A 16,908-nucleotide genomic window follows, 5' to 3' on the forward strand; every position below is an offset into this window, starting at 1 on the left:
CAGGGCCGCACTCCCTTTCCGGGAGTGCGGCCCTGTGGCGTTTGGACCGTTACGTCATCGTGACGCCGGATCTGCCGTCGAAACAGGTGTCCCAATTGTCACACCTACGTACGCGTTCGACGCGGAGAACCATAGCTCAGGAGTAAGACCCGTGAATCTCTTCCCCCGGATTCTCGCCGCCGCCGCCCTGGCGACCGCGGTGGCCTGCGCGGCCGAGGGCACCCCCGCCCCGCAGCAGGCCGCCGCGCGGCAGGCGGCGCGGCCTCAGGCGGTGCAGTCCCAGGCGGTCCAGCCTGAGACGGTGCAGGCGACCCAGCCCGCCACGAAGCCGCAGAAGAAGTTCAAGCTCGGCATCGCCGACATCACCCCCATGGGAGAGAAGACGGAGAAGGTGGGGGTCGGCTTCCCCATCATCGTCACCTTCGACCGTGACGTGCCCGACAAGGCCGCCGTCGAGTCCGTGCTCAGCGTGCAGGCGGAGAAGCCGGTCGAGGGCGCCTGGCGGTGGGTGTCACCCCGCAAGGTCATCTACCGCACCAAGACCTACTGGCAGCCGTACCAGAAGGTGCTGTTCAAGGCCCAGCTCAGCGAGATCCCCGGCAACCACAAGGCCAGGAACGTCAGCCGCCGCTTCGCCGTCGGGGCCAAGCACGTCTCGCTGGTCGACACCCGCAAGCACGTCATGAAGGTCTACCGCAACGGCAGGCTGGCCAAGAAGATCCCGATCAGCGCCGGCCGGGGCGGCATGATCAGGAACGGCGTCGACGTCTACCTGACCACCAGCGGCGTCCACCTGACCATGGGCAAGAAGGCCGTGGAGACCATGACCTCGTCGTGGATGGGGGTGACCGACCCGAAGGACCCGCGCTACTACAAGGAGGAGATCCCCTGGGCGGTCCGCATCTCCGACAGCGGCGAGTACGTCCACCAGAGCTTCGGCGACTACCAGTATCTCGGCCGGTCCAACCAGAGCCACGGCTGCGTCCGCGCCACCCCGGCCGGAGCCAAGTGGTTCTACCAGATCAGCCAGCGCGGCGACGTCGTCAAGATCGTCGGCACCAAGCGCAAGCTCCAGTGGAACAACGGCTGGAGCTACTGGCAGCTCAACTGGACCCAGTGGAAGAAGGGCAGCGCCCTGCGCGCCGCCCAGAGCTGACGCCCTGGCGCGGGCCCGCGCCGGTCAGAGTTTCTCCAGGGGCGCGTACGCGAGCAGGAGCGTCTTCTCGCCCCCCGAGCCGAAGTCGATCTTGACCTTGGTCTTCTCGGCCACGCCGTCGACCGACACCACGGTGCCGAGTCCGAACGCGTCGTGGGTGACCCGGTCGCCCGGCGTCAGCGACGGCATGCTCCGGCCGCCGGTCTTCTTCGGAGCCGCCGCCGCCGGGGCGGGCTCGCGGCGGGTGGCGGCGCTCCACGCGGACTTGTCGGGATCGCTACGCCACTCGACCAGCTTGGCCGGCACCTCGCCGACGAACCGCGAGGCCGGGTTGAACGACGGCGCCCCCCAGGAGCTGCGCACCGCGGCCCGCGTCAGGTAGAGCCGCTGCTGGGCGCGGGTGATGCCGACGTAGGCCAGCCGGCGCTCCTCCTCCAGCTCCTTCGACTCGCCGATGGAGCGGATGTGGGGGAAGACGCCGTCCTCCATGGCGGTCAGGAAGACCACCGGGAACTCCAGGCCCTTGGCGGTGTGGAGGGTCATCAGCGTCACGACGCCCTGGCCGCCGTCCTGCTCCGGGATCTGGTCGGCGTCGGCGACCAGCGACACCTGCTCCAGGAACTCCACGAGCGTGCCCTCGGGGTTGGCCTCCTCGAACTCGCTCGCCACCGAGACCAGCTCCTGGAGGTTCTCCAGGCGGGACTCGTCCTGAGGGTCCTCGGACGCCTCCAGCTCGGCGCGGTAGCCGGTGGCCGCCAGCACCTCCTCGGCCAGCGTGGACGGCGGCACCCCCTCGCTCTTGGTGATCAGCTCCTCCAGCATCGCGACGAACTCCCTGATCGCGTTGAGCGAGCGGGTGGCCATGCCCGGCGCCTCGTCGGCCCGCCGCAGCCCTTCCCAGAACGGGATCCGCTCGCGCGCGGCGAACGCCTCCACCATCGCCTCGGCGCGCTCGCCGATGCCGCGCTTGGGCACGTTGAGGATGCGGCGCAGCGACACCACGTCGAGCGGGTTGGCCAGCACCCGCAGGTAGGCCAGCAGATCCTTGACCTCCTTGCGCTCGTAGAAGCGCACCCCGCCGACGACCTTGTAGGGCAGGCCGGTGCGGATGAAGATCTCCTCGAACACCCGGGAGGCCGCGTTGGTGCGGTAGAAGACGGCGACGTCGCCCGGCCTGACCCCCTCCTCGTCGGCCAGCCGGTCGACCTCCTGCGCCACGAACACGGCCTCGTCGTGCTCGTTGTCGGCGACGTACCCCACGATCTTCGGCCCGTCGCCCTGGTCGGACCAGAGGTTCTTCGGCTTGCGCGACTCGTTGCGGGAGATGACCGCGTTGGCGGCGGCCAGGATGTTCTGGGTGGAGCGGTAGTTCTGCTCCAGCAGGATCGTGCGGGCGTCGGGGTAGTCGCGCTCGAACTCCAGGATGTTGCGGATCGTCGCGCCGCGGAAGGCGTAGATCGACTGGTCGGCGTCGCCCACCACGCACAGCTCCGACTGGCCGGTGCCGGAGCGCACCTGCTCGCCGTCGGCGGTGCGCAGCTCGGGGAAGCCGACCAGCTCCCGGATCAGGATGTACTGAGCGTGGTTGGTGTCCTGGTACTCGTCCACGAGGACGTGGCGGAACCGCATCCGGTAGTGCTCGGCCACCTCGGGGAAGAGCTGGAAGAGCGTCACCGTGTTCATGATGATGTCGTCGAAGTCCATCGCGCCGGCCTCGGTGAGCTTGAGCTGGTAGCTCTTGTAGGCCTGGGCGAGCGTCTTCTCCAGGTGGGAGCCGGCCCGGTCGATCGCGGTCTCGTAGTCGATCAGCTCGTTCTTGAAGTTGCTGACCTGGGCGGAGAACGACCGGGGCGGGTAGCGCTTGGGGTCGAGGTCCATCTCGCGGCAGACCATGGCCATGAGGCGCTGGGAGTCGGCCTGGTCGTAGATCGAGAAGCTGGACGGGAAGCCGAGCCGCTTGGCCTCGCGGCGCAGGATGCGCATGCAGGCGCTGTGGAAGGTCATCACCCACATGGCGCGCGAGCGCGGGCCGACGAGCTTGTCGATGCGCTCCTTCATCTCGCGCGCGGCCTTGTTGGTGAACGTGATGGCCAGGATCTCGCCCGGGTGGACGTCGCGCTCGGCGAGGAGGTAGGCGATGCGGTGGGTGAGCACCCGCGTCTTGCCGGACCCGGCCCCGGCGACGATCAGCAGAGGGCTGCCGTGATGGAGCACGGCCTCGCGCTGCTGTGGGTTGAGGCCATCGAGCAAGGGGTGGTCAACAGAGACGTGGGTGGGCACGTACCTAGGTTAAGACCCCTCACCGACAATCGGCGCCCGGAATGCCGGGGAGCGGACTCCCGTTGTGCCCGAAGACGCCTCGGAAAGGGGAGCCATGCTGCCGGAGAGTGAGATCACCAGGGTCCTCGTCGTGACCGCGCACCCCGACGACGCCGACTTCGGCGCCGCGGGCAGCGTGGCCCTGTTCGCCGACCGGGGCGTGGAGGTGACCTACCTGCTGGTGACCGACGGCGACGCCGGCGGCAACGACCGCGCCCTGGACCACTCCGGCATGGCCGAACTGCGCCGCGCCGAGCAGGCCGCGGCGGCCAAGTGCGTCGGCGTGAGCGACCTGCGCTTCCTCGGCTTCCCGGACGGGACCGTGGTGCCCTCGCTGGACCTGCGCAAGGAGATCGCCCGCACCATCCGGCAGGTGCGGCCCGAGCTGGTGATCACTCATCACCCGGAGCGCAACTACCAGTTCATCGCCCCCAGCCACCCCGACCACCGGGCGGTCGGCGGCGCCACGCTCGACGCCGTCTACCCCGACGCCCGCAACCCGTACGCCTTCCCCGACCTGCTGGACGAGGGGTTGGAGGCGTGGACCGTGCGCGAGGTGTGGCTGATGGGCGGGCCCACCAGGAACCACTGGGTGGACATCACCCCGGTCCTCGACCGCAAACTGGCGGCGCTGCAGTCGCACACCAGTCAGGTGGGTCACGTCGAGGGGTTCGTGGAGACGGTCAGGGGCCGGCTCGCCACCTGGGCCCGGCAGGCGGGCCTCCCCGACGGGCACTACGCCGAGGGCTTCCAGGTCGTCGACACGGCATAGACCGGTCCACCGGACCGCTACGGCACCGAGCCGGGCGGCGCCACCCACAGCGACGGCTGCCCCGTGACCTCGGCGATCCGGTCGTAGTCGCGGTCGTAGTGCAGCACCGTCGCGCCGTGCACCTCGGCGCAGGCGGCGATGAGCAGGTCCGGCGGGCTTACGCCGCGATGCTGGGAGGACTTGATCAGCTCCCGCTGGACCTCGCGGGCGCGCGCCCAGACGTCCTGCCCCGCCGACAGCCTGATCACCTGGTGCTGGGCGCGGATGACGCGCTTGTAGTGGGCGTGGCTACGCGCGCTGTAGCCGACCTCGAGGTCGATGATGTCGCAGGTGGCCACGACACGGGCCGCGTAGAGCGGGTGCAGCGCCTTGGCGACGACCTCGCTGGTTCTGATGCGCGCCAGCGCGCTCGTGTCGAGCAGGTAGATCACTCCTGTCGCCGCCACGCATGCTTCATGACCTCCGGATCCAGCAGATCCGGGCTGCCCTCCGTCCGCCAGAACTCGAACGCCTCGAGCGCTTCCGCCCTCTCCTCGTCCCGTTCGAGCACCGAACGCAGGGCCGAGTGGACCGTCTCCTTCATGCTGCCCGTGCCCAGCTTGTCCTGGACCGCCTGCACGAGCTCCTTGTCGATGTCGATGACCGTTCGCATGGAACACCACCTCCGAACCTCCAGCGTATATCACGGATTGTGATCTTGATATACGCACTCTCCGTGTTCAGATGAACACGTTGAGGCGCGGGCACGACCTTAAAGCACAGGTCAAGAGAAGGTGTGCAGGCCGGAGCCGCGAGGTGAAGGATCCTCATCCCCGGGCGGAGACCAGCCTCACCGCCGGGAGAACATCACCAGCGCTGCCGGGCCTCCTCCGCCCAGCCGGTCAGCCCGTCGAGCTCCACCCACGTGCCGTCGTCCGCCCTGGCGCGGCCGGCGAAGTGACCGAAGCACTGATGGGTCTCCGAGCCCACGACCCCCAGCTCGGTGCGGGCCGCCCGCTCGTAGAACGGCGTGAACTCCGCCTCCACCCGAGGGCCGGTGATCCGCCACGGCCGCATCCAGTCGCGCCGGTCGTAGCTCCACTCCAGCTCTTCGCTGATCTTGTGCAGCCGCCCGCCGACGAACAGGGCGTTCTCGGTGCTCCCGGTGCCGGCCGTCCAGCGCCCGCCGAGCTGGATCGCCCTGCCGGGCGCGCAGCCCGCCGCCCAGTTCCAGGTGATCGAGTACGGCCAGCGGCCCCGCCCGTGGTCGAGCACGGCGAACGAGTCCTCCTCCCGCACCTCGTACGGGACCGAGTCGAGCACCAGTTTGCCGCGGACCGGCCGGCCGAGGTCCTTGACCGTGTACTGGAAGCGCCGCCGGCTCCACGGCACCACCACGCCGAGCGACTCGTGACCCTCGCGGAGCGGGAGCTCCAGGTCGACCTCGATGCCCTCGGCGCGGGCCCGCAGGGAGGCGCCGGCGTCGGTCTGGGCGATCTGGATGGAGAGACCGGAGGCCGCGGCGACGGCGGTGCCCTGGCCGCTGCGGTCGGGCATGACGGTGCCGCGGGCGAGGGGCACCACCACGTCCTTGCTCACTTCCCTGCCCGCGGCGCGGTCGAGCACGTAGAGGCCGTGCACGCCAGCGTAGTCGATCGAGGACGCCACGACGCCGACGATGTGGGACGGGGTGACGATCCCCCAGTACTCCCAGCGCTTGGTACGGCCCCAGCCGCGCAGGTTGGCCCGGTGCAGCGGCCGGCGGGTCCAGCCCACGGCGGCGGGGTTGAGCCGCCCGTCGGGCAGGCAGAGGTCCACCGGTTCGGTGATCTCACGCTCGTGGGTCGTCATCAGAGGGAGACCTCCTGCCGGACGGGTTCGGTCTTGGCCGCGGCGAGGCGGGCGAAGAGGTAGCCCAGCGAGTTGGTCGCCAGATGCAGCATCGCCGGCGCCAGCAGCCCGCCCCGGCGCCGCAGCTCGGTGAACAGGACTCCGGCGGCGGCCGTCGCGAGCACGCTGCCCGCCACGACCCGCGCCGTGTCGAGCCGCTGCGGCGACTCGCCCGCGACGGCGGCCCCCAGCGCCGGGTTGGCCCGCGCCATGTCGACGGCCGGCAGGATGTGCCAGAGCCCGAACAGCGCCGACGACACCGCCGTGGCGGTGGCCTGGCCGTGGTCCCGGCGCAGCAGGGCGTGCAGCGCCCCGCGGAACCCGACCTCCTCCAGCAGGACCGTGCCGACCGGGACCTGGAGCAGGGCCTCCTCCAGGACGCGGGCGCGGGTGAGCGACAGCGCCCGCTCGTCGTGGAAGAGGGGGCGGGTACGGGAGAGGCTGACGCCCGCCGTGTAGACCGCCACCACGCCGGCCGCCAGCGCCCCGCCGATCAGCGCTCCCCTGCGGCCGTGCTCGAAGCCCAGCTCCTCCCAGGTCACCCCCGACCTGCGGGCCATCGCGACCAGCGCCGCCGTGGCGGCGGCGGACGTGAGCGGGCCCAGCCGGGGCGCGACCCGGTTGTTGATCACGTTGGCCGCCGTCAGCACGGCGATCGAACGAAGCAGCACCCTTGAAGGTTAGCCGGACTCACGATCTCCCCCACCAGAGGGTGAGACCCACACGCCCACGACGCCACCGCCAGGTCAGCAGGCCGCCGGGTCACGAGACCGCCGCGTCAGCAGGCCGCCGCGTCAGCAGGCCGCCGGGTCAGGAGGCCGCGGAGCCGGGGAGGCTCGCGGGGAGGCGGGAGCGGCGGCGTTCGTCCGGGGTGAGGCCGCCCCAGATGCCGTCGGCCTCACCTGCCCGCACCGCGTACGACCGGCACTCGGTGAGGACCTGGCACGTCGCGCAGACGGCCTTGGCCCGCGCCTCCTGGGCGGGTGAGGGGGCGAGGGGGAAGAAGAGCTCCGGGTCGCTGGACTTGCAGGCCCCGCTGCGCAGCCAGCCGATCTCCTCCAATGGCATAGGGGTAACGCTATGACGTGTACAAGATCAGTCGCATCATCCTGGGGATTGACATGCGGCTACCTCACCAGGAGTGCGGCTCAGCAGGAGTGCGGCTCAGCAGGCGTCGACCCCGCGCGTGTAGCCGGCGGCGAACGACCGCTGGCGCTGCTCGGCCGTACCGTGGGCGGCCGGGTCGAGCCAGTCGTCGGTCGGGTCGCCCGCGGCGGCCAGGTTGAGCAGGAGCTCCTCCTCGTCACCCGGCTCGGCGGTCAGCGCGCCCGAGTCGATCAGCGCGCGCAGCGTGCCGCCCGCGTAACAGTCGGCCTGCAGCTCCAGTTGGACGTTGAGCTCGAAGGCGGTGTCCATCTGGGCCTGCACGGCGTGGCCGAACTCGTGCGGGATGATCAGGTAGACGGAGCCGTCGCCTATCCGGCTCCACAGCGTCCGCATCCACTCCTCGTCGTAGGCGATGAAGTGGCCCGCCGAGCAGTAGAAGGCGTTGTTCGGCGCGGACGGCTGCCCGCCGCAGGCCGGCCCGTCCGCCCCGGAGTAGGGGACGAAGTCGTTGATCGGGCGATAGGTCGCCCCGGACGCCGCGAAGTACTGCTTCCAGAACTCCTCCGACAGCGTCCTGGCCCCCCGCACGTCGTCCTCGAACGTGTCGAGACCGCGCCGGTCCCTGGACGGCGACGTGGCCAGTCCGCAGGCGGCGGCCGGGAGCAGAAGCAGCGCGGCGAGGGCGAGACGTACGAAGGGGGTCACAGGCCTCAGACTGCCCAGGTGTGCACGGGCTCATTCGCGTGCATCCGGGTGAGGTATTCCATCGTCATCGCCCGCAACGCCTCGTGGCGGTCGCCGCCGATCGCCCGTACCTTCTCGACCTGCCAGGTCGCCCCGGTGCGGCCGGTCAGGCAGCGGCCCTCGATGACGCCCAGCAGCCGGCCGGAGACCTCGCGGTCCACGCCCAGCCGGTCCAGCCCTTCGGACGCCATCGGCAGCAGGCGGCGCAGGATCAGCTCGTCGGCCGGCACCTCGCCGACGCCCGGCCAGTACAGGCGGGCCTCCAGACCGTGGCGGGCGGCGGCGTAGAGGTTCTCCTCGGCGGCGGCGAACGACATCTGGCTCCAGATCGGCCGTTCCGCGTACGGCAGCACGCCCATCAGCCCGTAGTAGAAGGCGGCGTTGGCCGCGATGTCGAGCACGGACGGGCCGGCGGGCAGCACCCGGTTCTCCACGCGCAGGTGCGGCTTGCCGTTCACCACCGCGTACACGGGACGGTTCCACCGGTAGATGGTGCCGTTGTGCAGGGTCAGCTCGTGCAGCTCGGGGACGCGGCCCCGGTCCAGCTCCGCCCGGGGGTCCTCCTCCTCGCAGATCGGCAGCAGGGCCGGGTAGTAGCGGACGTTCTCCTCGAACAGGTCGAAGACGCTGGTGATCCACCGCTCGCCGAACCACACCCGGGGCCGCACCCCCTGCGCCTTCAGCTCGGCCGGGCGGGTGTCGGTGGCCTGCTCGAAGAGCGCGATCCTGGTCTCGCGGTGCAGCTCCTTGCCGAACAGGTACGGCGAGTTGGCGGCGACGGCGACCTGGGGGCCGGCGATGGCCTGGGCGGCGTTCCAGTGCGCCGCGAACGCCTGCGGGCTGACCTGGAGATGCAGCTGGACGCTGGTGCAGGCGGCTTCGGGGGTGATGCTGTCGGCGTGCGTGTCCAGTCGTTCGACGCCCTCGATCTCCAGGTGCAGGTCCTCGCCCCGGGCGGCGAAGATCTGCTCGTTGAGCAGCCGGTAGCGGGGGTTGGCGGACAGGGTGCCCTCGCCGATGTCCTCCTCGCGCAGCGTGGGCAGGATGCCGACCAGCATGAGGTGGGCGCTCTGCGACCTGGCGCGCTCCTCGGCGTGGTTGAGCCGGGCGCGCACGTCCTCCTCCAGCCTGCGCATCCCGTCACCGCTCAGCTCCTGCGGCCGGCCGTTGATCTCGATGTTGAACTGGCCCAGTTCGGTCGCCCAGTCGGGCCGGGCGATGGCGGCGAGCACCTCGGCGTTGCGCATGCACGCCCCGCCCTCGCCGTCGACGATGTTGAGCTCGATCTCCAGGCCGGCGAGCGGCCGGTCGTCCTCGAACTTCGACTCGCGCAGCAACTGCGCGAAGACGTCGAGGCACCGGCGCACCTTCTCGCGGTACTTCCGGCGGTCGTCCCGGCTGAACACGACGACCGGCACATCTCTGCCCATAACTGGCAATGTCGCACGCCAGCCCCGGTTAAACCACCCCATCCGTCCCTCGGCTGAGGCAAGGAGCACCTGCGAAGCGACGGGATTGCGCTGCCCGACGGTCAGACGAGGCGGCGGGCGGTGGCCCAGCGGGAGAGCTCGTGGCGGTTGGAGAGCTGGAGCTTGCGCAGCACCGACGAGACGTGGGTCTCCACCGTCTTCACCGAGATGAACAGCTCCTTGGCGATCTCCTTGTACGCGTAGCCGCGGGCGATCAGCCGCAGCACCTCCCGCTCCCGCTGGGTCAGCGAGTCGAGCTCGGGGTCGATGGAGGGCGCCTCCGACGAGGCGAAGGCGTCGAGGACGAACCCGGCCAGCCGCGGCGAGAAGACCGCGTCGCCGTCCGCGACCCGGCGGATGGCGTCGGTCAGCTCCCTGCCGCTGATGTTCTTGGTGACGTAGCCTCGGGCGCCGCCCCGGATGACGCCGATCACGTCCTCGGCCGCGTCCGACACCGACAGGGCGAGGAAGCATACCTGCGAGCCGGAGCCGAGCACGCGGCGCAGCACCTCCTGGCCGCCGCCGCCCGGCATGTGCACGTCCAGCAGGACGACGTCGGGCCGCAGCTCCGCGATGGCCTTGACGGCCGAGTCCACGTCCTCGGCCTCGCCCACGACCTCGATCGAGTCGCCCAGCTCGGCCCGCACTCCCGAGCGGAACAGCCGGTGGTCGTCGACGATCAGCACCCGCGTCATTGCTTCTCCACCTTCATCGTCAGCATCACTTCGGTGCCCTCACCAGGCTCGGTACGCACTCTGGCGGCGCCGCCGTGACGTTCCATCCTTCCGATGATGGACTCCCTGATCCCCATCCTGTCCACCGGCACCGCGTCGAGGTCGAACCCCTTGCCCCGATCCTTCACGAAAATCGTGGCCTCTTCACCCTCGACTTCGGCGTACACGGAGATGGACGGGCTCTCAGAGTATTTGGCCGCGTTGACCATCGCCTGCCGGCCCGCCTTGAGCATGGCCGCGAGCCTGCCCCCGGAGTCGAGGCCGATGTCGCCGACGCAGACCACCTCGATCGGGACGCCGTGCGCGTCCTCCTCCTCGGCGGCGATCCGGCGCACGGCGGCGGCGAGGGTGGCGTCGGCGTCCTGGGCGGGCTGGTAGAGCCAGTTGCGCAGGTCCCGTTCCTGGGCGCGGGCCAGGCGGGTGACCTCGCGCTGGTCGTGCGCGACGCGCTGGATGAGGGTGAGCGTGTGCAGGACCGAGTCGTGCACCATCGCGGCGACCTCGGCCCGCTCCTCCTGGCGGATGCGCTCACGCCGTTCGAGCTGCAGCTCCTTCCACAGGCCGGCCAGCCACGGCGCGGCGATGACCGCCAGCCCGCCGACCACGACCACCGTGAGCAGCAGGCCCTGGCCCGCCTCATGGAGCTGGCCCTCGACCATCAGGAAGCCGACGCCGCCCGCGACCACCAGCATCACGCCGAGGAGCGTGCGCACGCGGTTCTTCCTGATGCTCCTGGTCGCGCCGCTCACCCAGTGCTTGCGGCGCTCCGGGTCGGCCTGCTGCCACAGAATCAGCCCGCCGATGCCGCCGATCGCGAACGGCAGCATGCCGACGCCGCCCCGCGAGGCGCCGGTCAGGAACCCGAACGCGAACAGCGCCACCCCGATCGCGGTGAACGCGGCCAGCTGGCTCCAGTCACGGGCGGGCGGCTCTCCCTGGTACGGCTCACGCGGCGTGATCATCCACAGCACCGCGTACGCCACGCCGCCGACCCCGCCCACGACGCTGAGCAGCACGAACACGAGCCTGATCACGACCGGATCGAGCTTGAGCTGCGCGGCCAGGCCCTGGGCGACACCGCCCACGAGGCGGCCCTCCATGGGGCGCATCATGCGGCGGTACGGCACGCCGGCCTCGGGCTCGACGACTGTCTTCTGGTCTGCCATAACACCGTCATCGTCACATGTCGTCGTGTGCCTGAACATCAGGGAACGACCCCCGGGTCGGGTCAGGGGTCTCCCGGATGCGTGCCCCCGCGGGGGTGGGTCACGATGGTCCCATGACAGAAGCGCCCCCCAGGGAACCGGCCTCGCCCCCGGACGTGCTGTGCCGCAGCGGCGAGGGACGATTTCTCATGGGCGTGTGCGCCGGGCTCGGCAGGCACACCGGCATCGACCCGGTGGTGTTCCGGGTGGGGTTCGTGATCCTGCTGTTCGGGTCCGGCATCGGGCTGTTCCTGTACATCGCGGCTTTCCTGCTGATGAAGGAGCCCAGCGGACGGCCGGGGCTCATCGAGCAGTGGACCCGGCGCGACTTCGACGCCGACGCGGTGATGGCGCTGCTGACGGCCGTGCTGGCGCTGGGGCTGGGCATCAACCTGTCGACGGTGTGGCTGGACACCGGGACGCTGGTCGCGGGGCTGTTCCTGGCCGTCGCGCTGCTGGCGGCGCACGCCCACGGGGTCGACCTGCTGGGGCTGGTGCGCTCGATGCCCGAGCGTCTCAACCGGCGTCCCCGGCCCACTGATCTGGACGAACCCGCCCACGGGCAGGCCCCCCGCGTCTCCCCGTACCCGCAGTCCGCTCCCACGGTCGCCCACCGTCCGCCGGTCGGCGAGCCTCTCCGGGAGGGCGCCGGCGGTCTCGCCGCGCCGCCTCCGGCCGAGAGCGTCGCGGCGCACCGCGACATGCCCGCGCCGGACGAGCCCGCGACCCCGGCCGCCGATGACGACACGGCGATACGGGCCGTTCAGGACGACGCGGCGGTCCCGGCCTACCGGCCGCTCGCCGGTGACACCGGGCCCGGCTCACGCGAGGAGACGCGTATCGGCTCGTACGGGGAGGCCGGGTTCGGGGCGTGGGGGGAGCCGTTCGCGCCGCACGGCCCGTACCAGCCGCTCGACCCCGCCAAGCGGGCGGGCGGTCACTCGCCGTACGACCCCGCGCTCTATGGGCGGACAGGGCCGAGCAGGCGACAGAGCAAGCGGCCGAGGTCGTTCATCGGCGTCATCACCATGCTGCTGGCAATGATCATTGGAGGGATTCTCGTGACCGTGCAGGCGGCGTCGCCTTCGGGCGTGCAGCCCACGATCGTCGGCGGCGCGGTGCTGGTCACCATCGGGGCGGGGCTGCTGGTCGCCGCCTGGTGGGGCAGGGGCGCGGGGCTGGTGGGCGCGGGCACGATGGTGGCCGCGCTGATCGGGGTCGGGCTGATGTTCGGCGGGCTTCCGACGAAGGTGGGGGCGTCCGTCTGGCTTCCGACCAGCCTGGAGGAGACGCGCCAGGTGTTCGACGTGGGCGTGGGCGACGGCGAGCTGGATCTGTCGGAGCTGCCGCTGAAGCCGGGGTCGAGGGTGGAGGTGCGCGCCGCGGTGTCGATGGGCAGCCTGGAGGTGATCGCGCCGCCCGAGGCACGGCTGGAGGTGCACGCGACGAACCAGGTCGGCGACATCCAGGTGGACCGGGTGCTGCGCGGGGGCGTGAAGGTCCGGCTGGACAAGGTGCTGGAGCCGGAGGTGGCGCCCAAGGGCGAGCCGGCGACGCTCGTGCTGAACATCCGGGGCGGGGTCGGCGACGTGGAGGTGCGGCGTGCCGCGTGATCTCGACCGGCCGCGGCGTCTGCACAGGACCGACTGGATGGCGTTGCTGAGCGGAATCCTGTTCATCGTGCTGGGAATCTTGATCCTGACGCGGTCGATCAAGGATCCGCTGGTCCTGTTGCCTCTGGTGGTCACGGGGCTGGGGTTCTCGGGGCTCGTGGCGATCATTGCCAGGGTCTTTCGTGGTAAGTGACCCTTGACCGGGAGAAACCCGGGCGTACGGTGGGCTTTGTCCGCCTTTTCCCTGCTCCTGTGAGGGAGGACGTATGCCCCGAATCTCCGTCAAAGTTGACGGAATCGCCTATGAGGAGGACGTCGAGCCGCGACTTCTTCTCGTCCACCTACTCCGAGAACGCCTCGACAAGACCGGAACCCCCGTCGGCTGCGACACCAGCAACTGCGGCGCCTGCACCGTGATGCTCGACGGCAAGACCGTCAAGAGCTGCACGATGCTCGCGGTGCAGGCCGACGGCTGCGAGATCGTCACCATCGAGGGCCTGGCCGCGAACGGGTCGATGCACCCGATGCAGCGGGCCTTCCACGAGGAACACGCGCTGCAGTGCGGCTACTGCACGCCGGGCATGGTCATGGCCGCCATCGACCTGCTGAGAGACACACCGGACCCGTCGGAGGAGGAGATCAGGGAAGGGCTCGACGGCAACCTCTGCCGCTGCACCGGCTACTGCAACATCGTCAGAGCGGTGAAACGGGGCGCCCAGGAGATGGGTCAGGCGGTGAAGTCGTCATGACCGAGGTGGGCAAGGCGAGAAAGCGCAAGGAGGACGCCCGGCTGCTGACCGGGCGCACGCGGTGGACGGACAACCTGCGGCAGCCGGGGATGCTGCACGTGGCCTTCCTGCGCAGCCCGATGGCGCACGCGCGGATCACCAGGGTGGACGTGACCGGGGCACGCGAGCTGCCCGGGGTGTTCGCGGCGTTCACCGGTCAGGACGTCGCGGACGAGCAGGGCAGCCTGCCGTGCGCGTGGCCGGTGTCGGAGGACATCGTCATCCCCGAGCACCCGCCGATGGCGGTCTCGGAGGTGCGGTACGCCGGTGAGATCGTCGCCTGCGTGGTGGCCACCGACCGCTACCGGGCGGCCGACGCGCTGGAGGCCATCGAGGTCGACTACGAGCCACTGCCGCCGGTGCTCGACCTGGAGGCGGCGCTCGCGCCGGACAGCCCGAAGGTGCACGAGGCGGGCAACCAGGCGTTCTCCGTCAAGATCACCTCGGGTGACGTCGAGGGGGCCTTCAGGGACGCCCCGGTGGTGATCGACCGGACGTACGTGCAGCAGCGCCTGATCGGCGCGGCCATGGAGCCCAGGGCCGTGCTGGCCGCCACCGACGGCGACTCCTACACCCTGTGGACCTCCACGCAGATCCCGCACGTGCTGCGGGTGATGCTGGCGATGGTCACGGGCATCCCGGAGCATCAGCTCCGGGTGATCGCGCCGGACGTCGGCGGCGGCTTCGGCACCAAGCTGCAGGTCACCGCGGAAGAGGTGCTCTGCTTACTGCTCTCCCGGCGGCTGGGCAAGGCCGTCAAGTGGACCGAGTCGCGCAGCGAGGGCAACATGGCCGTGCACCAGGGGCGCGGCCAGCTCCAGCACGTCAGGCTCGCGGCCGAGGCCGACGGCCGCATCCGCGGGCTCCAGGTCGACCTGCTGGCCGACATGGGCGCGTACCTGATGCTGGTCACCCCGGGCATACCGATGCTCGGCGCGACCATGTTCAACGCGATCTACAAGATGGACGCGTACGAGTTCGCCTGCAAGGGCGTGTTCACCACGAAGACGCCGACGGACGCCTACCGGGGCGCGGGCCGCCCGGAGGCCACGTTCGCGATCGAGCGGATCATGGACGAGCTGGCGGCGGAGCTGCGGCTGGACCCGATCGAGGTGCGGCGGCGCAACTGGATCAAGCACGAGGAGTTCCCCTACACGACGATCGCGGGCCTGACCTACGACTCCGGCAACTACGAGGCGGCGACCGACAGGGCGCTGCAGCTGTTCGGCTACGACAAGCTGCGCGCCGAACAGGCCGACCGGCGGGACCGGGGCGACCCGGTGCAGCTCGGCATCGGCGTCAGCACGTTCACCGAGATGTGCGGGCTGGCCCCGTCGCGGATGCTCGGCGAGGCCAACTACGGCGCGGGCGGCTGGGAGCACGCGTCGGTGCGGATGCTGCCGACCGGCAAGGTGGAGGTCGTCACCGGCACGTCGCCGCACGGTCAGGGCCATGTGACGTCGTGGAGCCAGATCGCGGCGGACGCGCTCGGCGTGCCGTTCGAGGACGTCACGGTGGTGCACGGCGACACCGCGATCTCGCACAAGGGCATGGACACCTACGGCTCCCGTTCGCTGGTGGTCGGCGGGGTCGCGGTGCTGCAGGCGTGCGAGAAGGTGCGCGAGAAGGCCCGCAGGCTGGCCGCCCACCTGCTGGAGTGCGCGCCGGACGACCTGGAGTTCGCCGGCGGCGCGTTCACGGTGAAGGGCACCGACTCCCGCACGACGATCCAGGAGCTGGCGCTGGCCGCCTTCGCCGCGCACAACCTGCCCGAGGGGGCGGAGGCCCGGCTGGACTCGGACGCCACGTTCGACCCGGTCAACTACTCCTTCCCGCACGGCACCCATCTGGCGGCGGTGGAGGTGGACACGGAGACCGGCCAGGTCAGGGTCCGCTCGTACGTGGCGGTCGACGACGTGGGCACGGTGATCAACCCGCTGATCGTCGAGGGTCAGGTGCACGGCGGCATCGCGCAGGGCATCGGCCAGGCGCTGTACGAGGAGGCCGTGTACGACGCGGAGGGCAACCTGCTCACCGCCACGCTGGCCGACTACCTGGTGCCGTCGGCGGCGGACCTGCCGGACTTCGTGACCGACAGGACCGAGACGCCGGCCACCAGCAACCCGCTGGGCGCCAAGGGCGTCGGCGAGGCGGGCACCATCGCCTCGACCCCGGCGGTGGTCAACGCCATCGTGGACGCGCTGCGGCCGCACGGGGTACGGGACGTGCCGATGCCGTGCACCCCCGAGCGGGTGTGGCGGGCGCTGGAAGGAGGACGGGCATGATCCCGGCACCGTTCGACTACGTGCGTCCCGGGTCGCTGCCGGAGGCGTGCCAGGAGCTGGCGGCGGACGAGGACGCCAAGGTGATCGCGGGCGGGCAGTCGCTGCTGCCGCTGCTGCGGCTGCGGCTGGCGTATCCGACGAAGCTGGTCGACGTGGGGCGGCTGCCGGAGCTCGCGGGCGTGCACGACCGCGGCGACCACGTGTTCATCGGCGCGATGACCACGCACGACGAGGTGCTGCGCTCGGAGGTGGTGGCGGCGGGCTGCCCGCTGGTGGCGCTGGCCACCGCCCTGGTCGCGGACCGGGCGGTGCGGCACCGGGGCACGTTCGGCGGGTCGCTGGCGCACGCCGACCCGGCGGGCGACCTGCCCGCCGTGCTGCTGGCGCTGGAGGGCGTGCTGGTGGCCCGCTCGGCGCAGGGCGAGCGGGAGATCCCGGCGGCCGACTTCTTCGTCGACTACCTGGAGACGGCGCTGGGCGAGGGCGAGATCCTGGCCGGCGCGAAGATCCCGAAGCTGGGCGACGGCTGGGGCTTCCACTACGAGAAGTTCCGCCGCACCGCGCAGTCGTGGGCGGTGGTCGGCGTGGCGGTGGCCGTGCGGCGGTCCAACGGCTCGATCCAGGAGGCCAGGATCGGGCTGACCAACATGGGGCCGACCCCGCTGCGGGCCCGGGTCGCCGAGTCCGCGCTGCAGGGTGTGGAGCTGGGTGACGGGATCAGGCGGGCGTGCGAGGAGGCGGCGGCGGACACCTCGCCGCCGGCGGATCTGCACGCTCAGCCGGACTACCGGCGGCATCTGGCCCGCGTGCTGACGCACCGCGCGGTGCGCACGGCGGCCGGTACGCC

17 protein-coding genes are annotated in these 16,908 nt (G+C 71.0%); 7 read left to right on the forward strand and 10 right to left on the reverse strand.

Going from position 1 to position 16,908, the window contains the following annotated elements:
• Positions 1-151 precede the first annotated feature (151 nt).
• Positions 152-1,156 carry a L,D-transpeptidase gene (locus OUY22_RS29120; RefSeq protein ID WP_270158396.1) on the forward strand — a complete coding sequence of 335 codons (1,005 nt, stop codon included), beginning with the start codon at positions 152-154 and terminating at the stop codon, positions 1,154-1,156.
• A gap of 24 nt (positions 1,157-1,180) precedes the next feature.
• On the opposite strand, the gene pcrA is transcribed toward OUY22_RS29120, so the two are convergent.
• A complete protein-coding gene (gene pcrA, locus OUY22_RS29125) occupies positions 1,181-3,436 on the reverse strand; it encodes a DNA helicase PcrA (protein ID WP_408638220.1) in 2,256 nt (751 codons plus the stop codon).
• A 94-nt stretch (positions 3,437-3,530) separates the two neighbouring features.
• Between pcrA and OUY22_RS29130 the strand changes: the two genes are divergently transcribed.
• Positions 3,531-4,247: a PIG-L deacetylase family protein gene (locus tag OUY22_RS29130; RefSeq protein WP_270158397.1), complete on the forward strand. Its 717-nt coding sequence runs from the start codon at positions 3,531-3,533 to the stop codon at positions 4,245-4,247.
• 17 nt (positions 4,248-4,264) lie between these two features.
• Here the strand turns inward: OUY22_RS29130 and OUY22_RS29135 are convergent, their stop codons facing one another.
• From OUY22_RS29135 to OUY22_RS29175, 9 genes are all read right to left on the reverse strand, one after another.
• A complete protein-coding gene (locus OUY22_RS29135; protein ID WP_270158398.1) occupies positions 4,265-4,693 on the reverse strand; it encodes a PIN domain nuclease in 429 nt (142 codons plus the stop codon).
• Positions 4,675-4,899 (reverse strand): type II toxin-antitoxin system VapB family antitoxin, encoded by a 225-nt coding sequence (locus OUY22_RS29140; protein ID WP_270158399.1) that lies wholly within the window; start codon positions 4,897-4,899, stop codon positions 4,675-4,677. The genes OUY22_RS29135 and OUY22_RS29140 overlap by 19 nt, the downstream gene beginning before the upstream one ends.
• 194 nt (positions 4,900-5,093) lie before the next feature.
• Positions 5,094-6,077: a DUF2804 domain-containing protein gene (locus tag OUY22_RS29145; RefSeq protein WP_270158400.1), complete on the reverse strand. Its 984-nt coding sequence runs from the start codon at positions 6,075-6,077 to the stop codon at positions 5,094-5,096.
• On the reverse strand, positions 6,077-6,787 hold the full coding sequence (locus tag OUY22_RS29150) for a CPBP family intramembrane glutamic endopeptidase (RefSeq protein ID WP_270158401.1): 711 nt from the start codon (positions 6,785-6,787) through the stop codon (positions 6,077-6,079). The genes OUY22_RS29145 and OUY22_RS29150 overlap by 1 nt, the downstream gene beginning before the upstream one ends.
• Before the next feature lie 139 nt (positions 6,788-6,926).
• Entirely contained in the window at positions 6,927-7,184 is a 258-nt protein-coding gene (locus OUY22_RS29155; RefSeq protein WP_270158402.1) for a WhiB family transcriptional regulator, read from the reverse strand.
• A gap of 96 nt (positions 7,185-7,280) precedes the next feature.
• Positions 7,281-7,928, reverse strand: coding sequence for a neutral zinc metallopeptidase (locus OUY22_RS29160; RefSeq protein ID WP_270158403.1), 648 nt, complete (start codon positions 7,926-7,928; stop codon positions 7,281-7,283).
• Positions 7,929-7,933: 5 nt separating this feature from the next.
• On the reverse strand, positions 7,934-9,397 hold the full coding sequence (locus OUY22_RS29165) for a glutamate--cysteine ligase family protein (protein ID WP_270158404.1): 1,464 nt from the start codon (positions 9,395-9,397) through the stop codon (positions 7,934-7,936).
• A gap of 101 nt (positions 9,398-9,498) precedes the next feature.
• Positions 9,499-10,131 carry a response regulator gene (locus OUY22_RS29170; RefSeq protein WP_270158405.1) on the reverse strand — a complete coding sequence of 211 codons (633 nt, stop codon included), beginning with the start codon at positions 10,129-10,131 and terminating at the stop codon, positions 9,499-9,501.
• Positions 10,128-11,336: an ATP-binding protein gene (locus OUY22_RS29175; RefSeq protein ID WP_270158406.1), complete on the reverse strand. Its 1,209-nt coding sequence runs from the start codon at positions 11,334-11,336 to the stop codon at positions 10,128-10,130. The genes OUY22_RS29170 and OUY22_RS29175 overlap by 4 nt, the downstream gene beginning before the upstream one ends.
• A gap of 113 nt (positions 11,337-11,449) precedes the next feature.
• Between OUY22_RS29175 and OUY22_RS29180 the strand changes: the two genes are divergently transcribed.
• The 5 genes from OUY22_RS29180 to OUY22_RS29200 form a co-directional block, all read left to right on the forward strand.
• Positions 11,450-12,988: a PspC domain-containing protein gene (locus OUY22_RS29180; protein ID WP_270158407.1), complete on the forward strand. Its 1,539-nt coding sequence runs from the start codon at positions 11,450-11,452 to the stop codon at positions 12,986-12,988.
• On the forward strand, positions 12,978-13,181 hold the full coding sequence (locus OUY22_RS29185) for a hypothetical protein (RefSeq protein ID WP_270158408.1): 204 nt from the start codon (positions 12,978-12,980) through the stop codon (positions 13,179-13,181). Before OUY22_RS29180 ends, OUY22_RS29185 begins: the two co-directional genes overlap by 11 nt.
• 73 nt (positions 13,182-13,254) lie before the next feature.
• Entirely contained in the window at positions 13,255-13,737 is a 483-nt protein-coding gene (locus OUY22_RS29190) for a (2Fe-2S)-binding protein (RefSeq protein WP_270158409.1), read from the forward strand.
• Positions 13,734-16,061 carry a xanthine dehydrogenase family protein molybdopterin-binding subunit gene (locus OUY22_RS29195; RefSeq protein WP_270158410.1) on the forward strand — a complete coding sequence of 776 codons (2,328 nt, stop codon included), beginning with the start codon at positions 13,734-13,736 and terminating at the stop codon, positions 16,059-16,061. Before OUY22_RS29190 ends, OUY22_RS29195 begins: the two co-directional genes overlap by 4 nt.
• The coding region (locus OUY22_RS29200; RefSeq protein WP_270158411.1) for an FAD binding domain-containing protein at positions 16,058-16,908 on the forward strand (851 nt) is incomplete at its 3' end. The genes OUY22_RS29195 and OUY22_RS29200, both read left to right, overlap by 4 nt.

Origin of the sequence: Nonomuraea corallina (genome assembly GCF_027620315.1) — a bacterium.
Taxonomy (GTDB): domain Bacteria; phylum Actinomycetota; class Actinomycetes; order Streptosporangiales; family Streptosporangiaceae; genus Nonomuraea; species Nonomuraea corallina.

Excerpts from the sequence above, each read along its gene's own strand:
- OUY22_RS29170 (WP_270158405.1), bottom strand. The coding sequence starts at position 10,131 with ATGACGCGGGTGCTGATCGTCGACGACCACCGGCTGTTCCGCTCGGGA.
- OUY22_RS29145 (WP_270158400.1), bottom strand. The coding sequence starts at position 6,077 with ATGACGACCCACGAGCGTGAGATCACCGAACCGGTGGACCTCTGCCTG.
- OUY22_RS29165 (WP_270158404.1), bottom strand. The coding sequence starts at position 9,397 with ATGGGCAGAGATGTGCCGGTCGTCGTGTTCAGCCGGGACGACCGCCGG.
- OUY22_RS29190 (WP_270158409.1), top strand. The coding sequence starts at position 13,255 with ATGCCCCGAATCTCCGTCAAAGTTGACGGAATCGCCTATGAGGAGGAC.
- OUY22_RS29195 (WP_270158410.1), top strand. The coding sequence starts at position 13,734 with ATGACCGAGGTGGGCAAGGCGAGAAAGCGCAAGGAGGACGCCCGGCTG.
- OUY22_RS29130 (WP_270158397.1), top strand. The coding sequence starts at position 3,531 with ATGCTGCCGGAGAGTGAGATCACCAGGGTCCTCGTCGTGACCGCGCAC.
- OUY22_RS29155 (WP_270158402.1), bottom strand. The coding sequence starts at position 7,184 with ATGCCATTGGAGGAGATCGGCTGGCTGCGCAGCGGGGCCTGCAAGTCC.
- OUY22_RS29175 (WP_270158406.1), bottom strand. The coding sequence starts at position 11,336 with ATGGCAGACCAGAAGACAGTCGTCGAGCCCGAGGCCGGCGTGCCGTAC.
- OUY22_RS29140 (WP_270158399.1), bottom strand. The coding sequence starts at position 4,899 with ATGCGAACGGTCATCGACATCGACAAGGAGCTCGTGCAGGCGGTCCAG.
- OUY22_RS29180 (WP_270158407.1), top strand. The coding sequence starts at position 11,450 with ATGACAGAAGCGCCCCCCAGGGAACCGGCCTCGCCCCCGGACGTGCTG.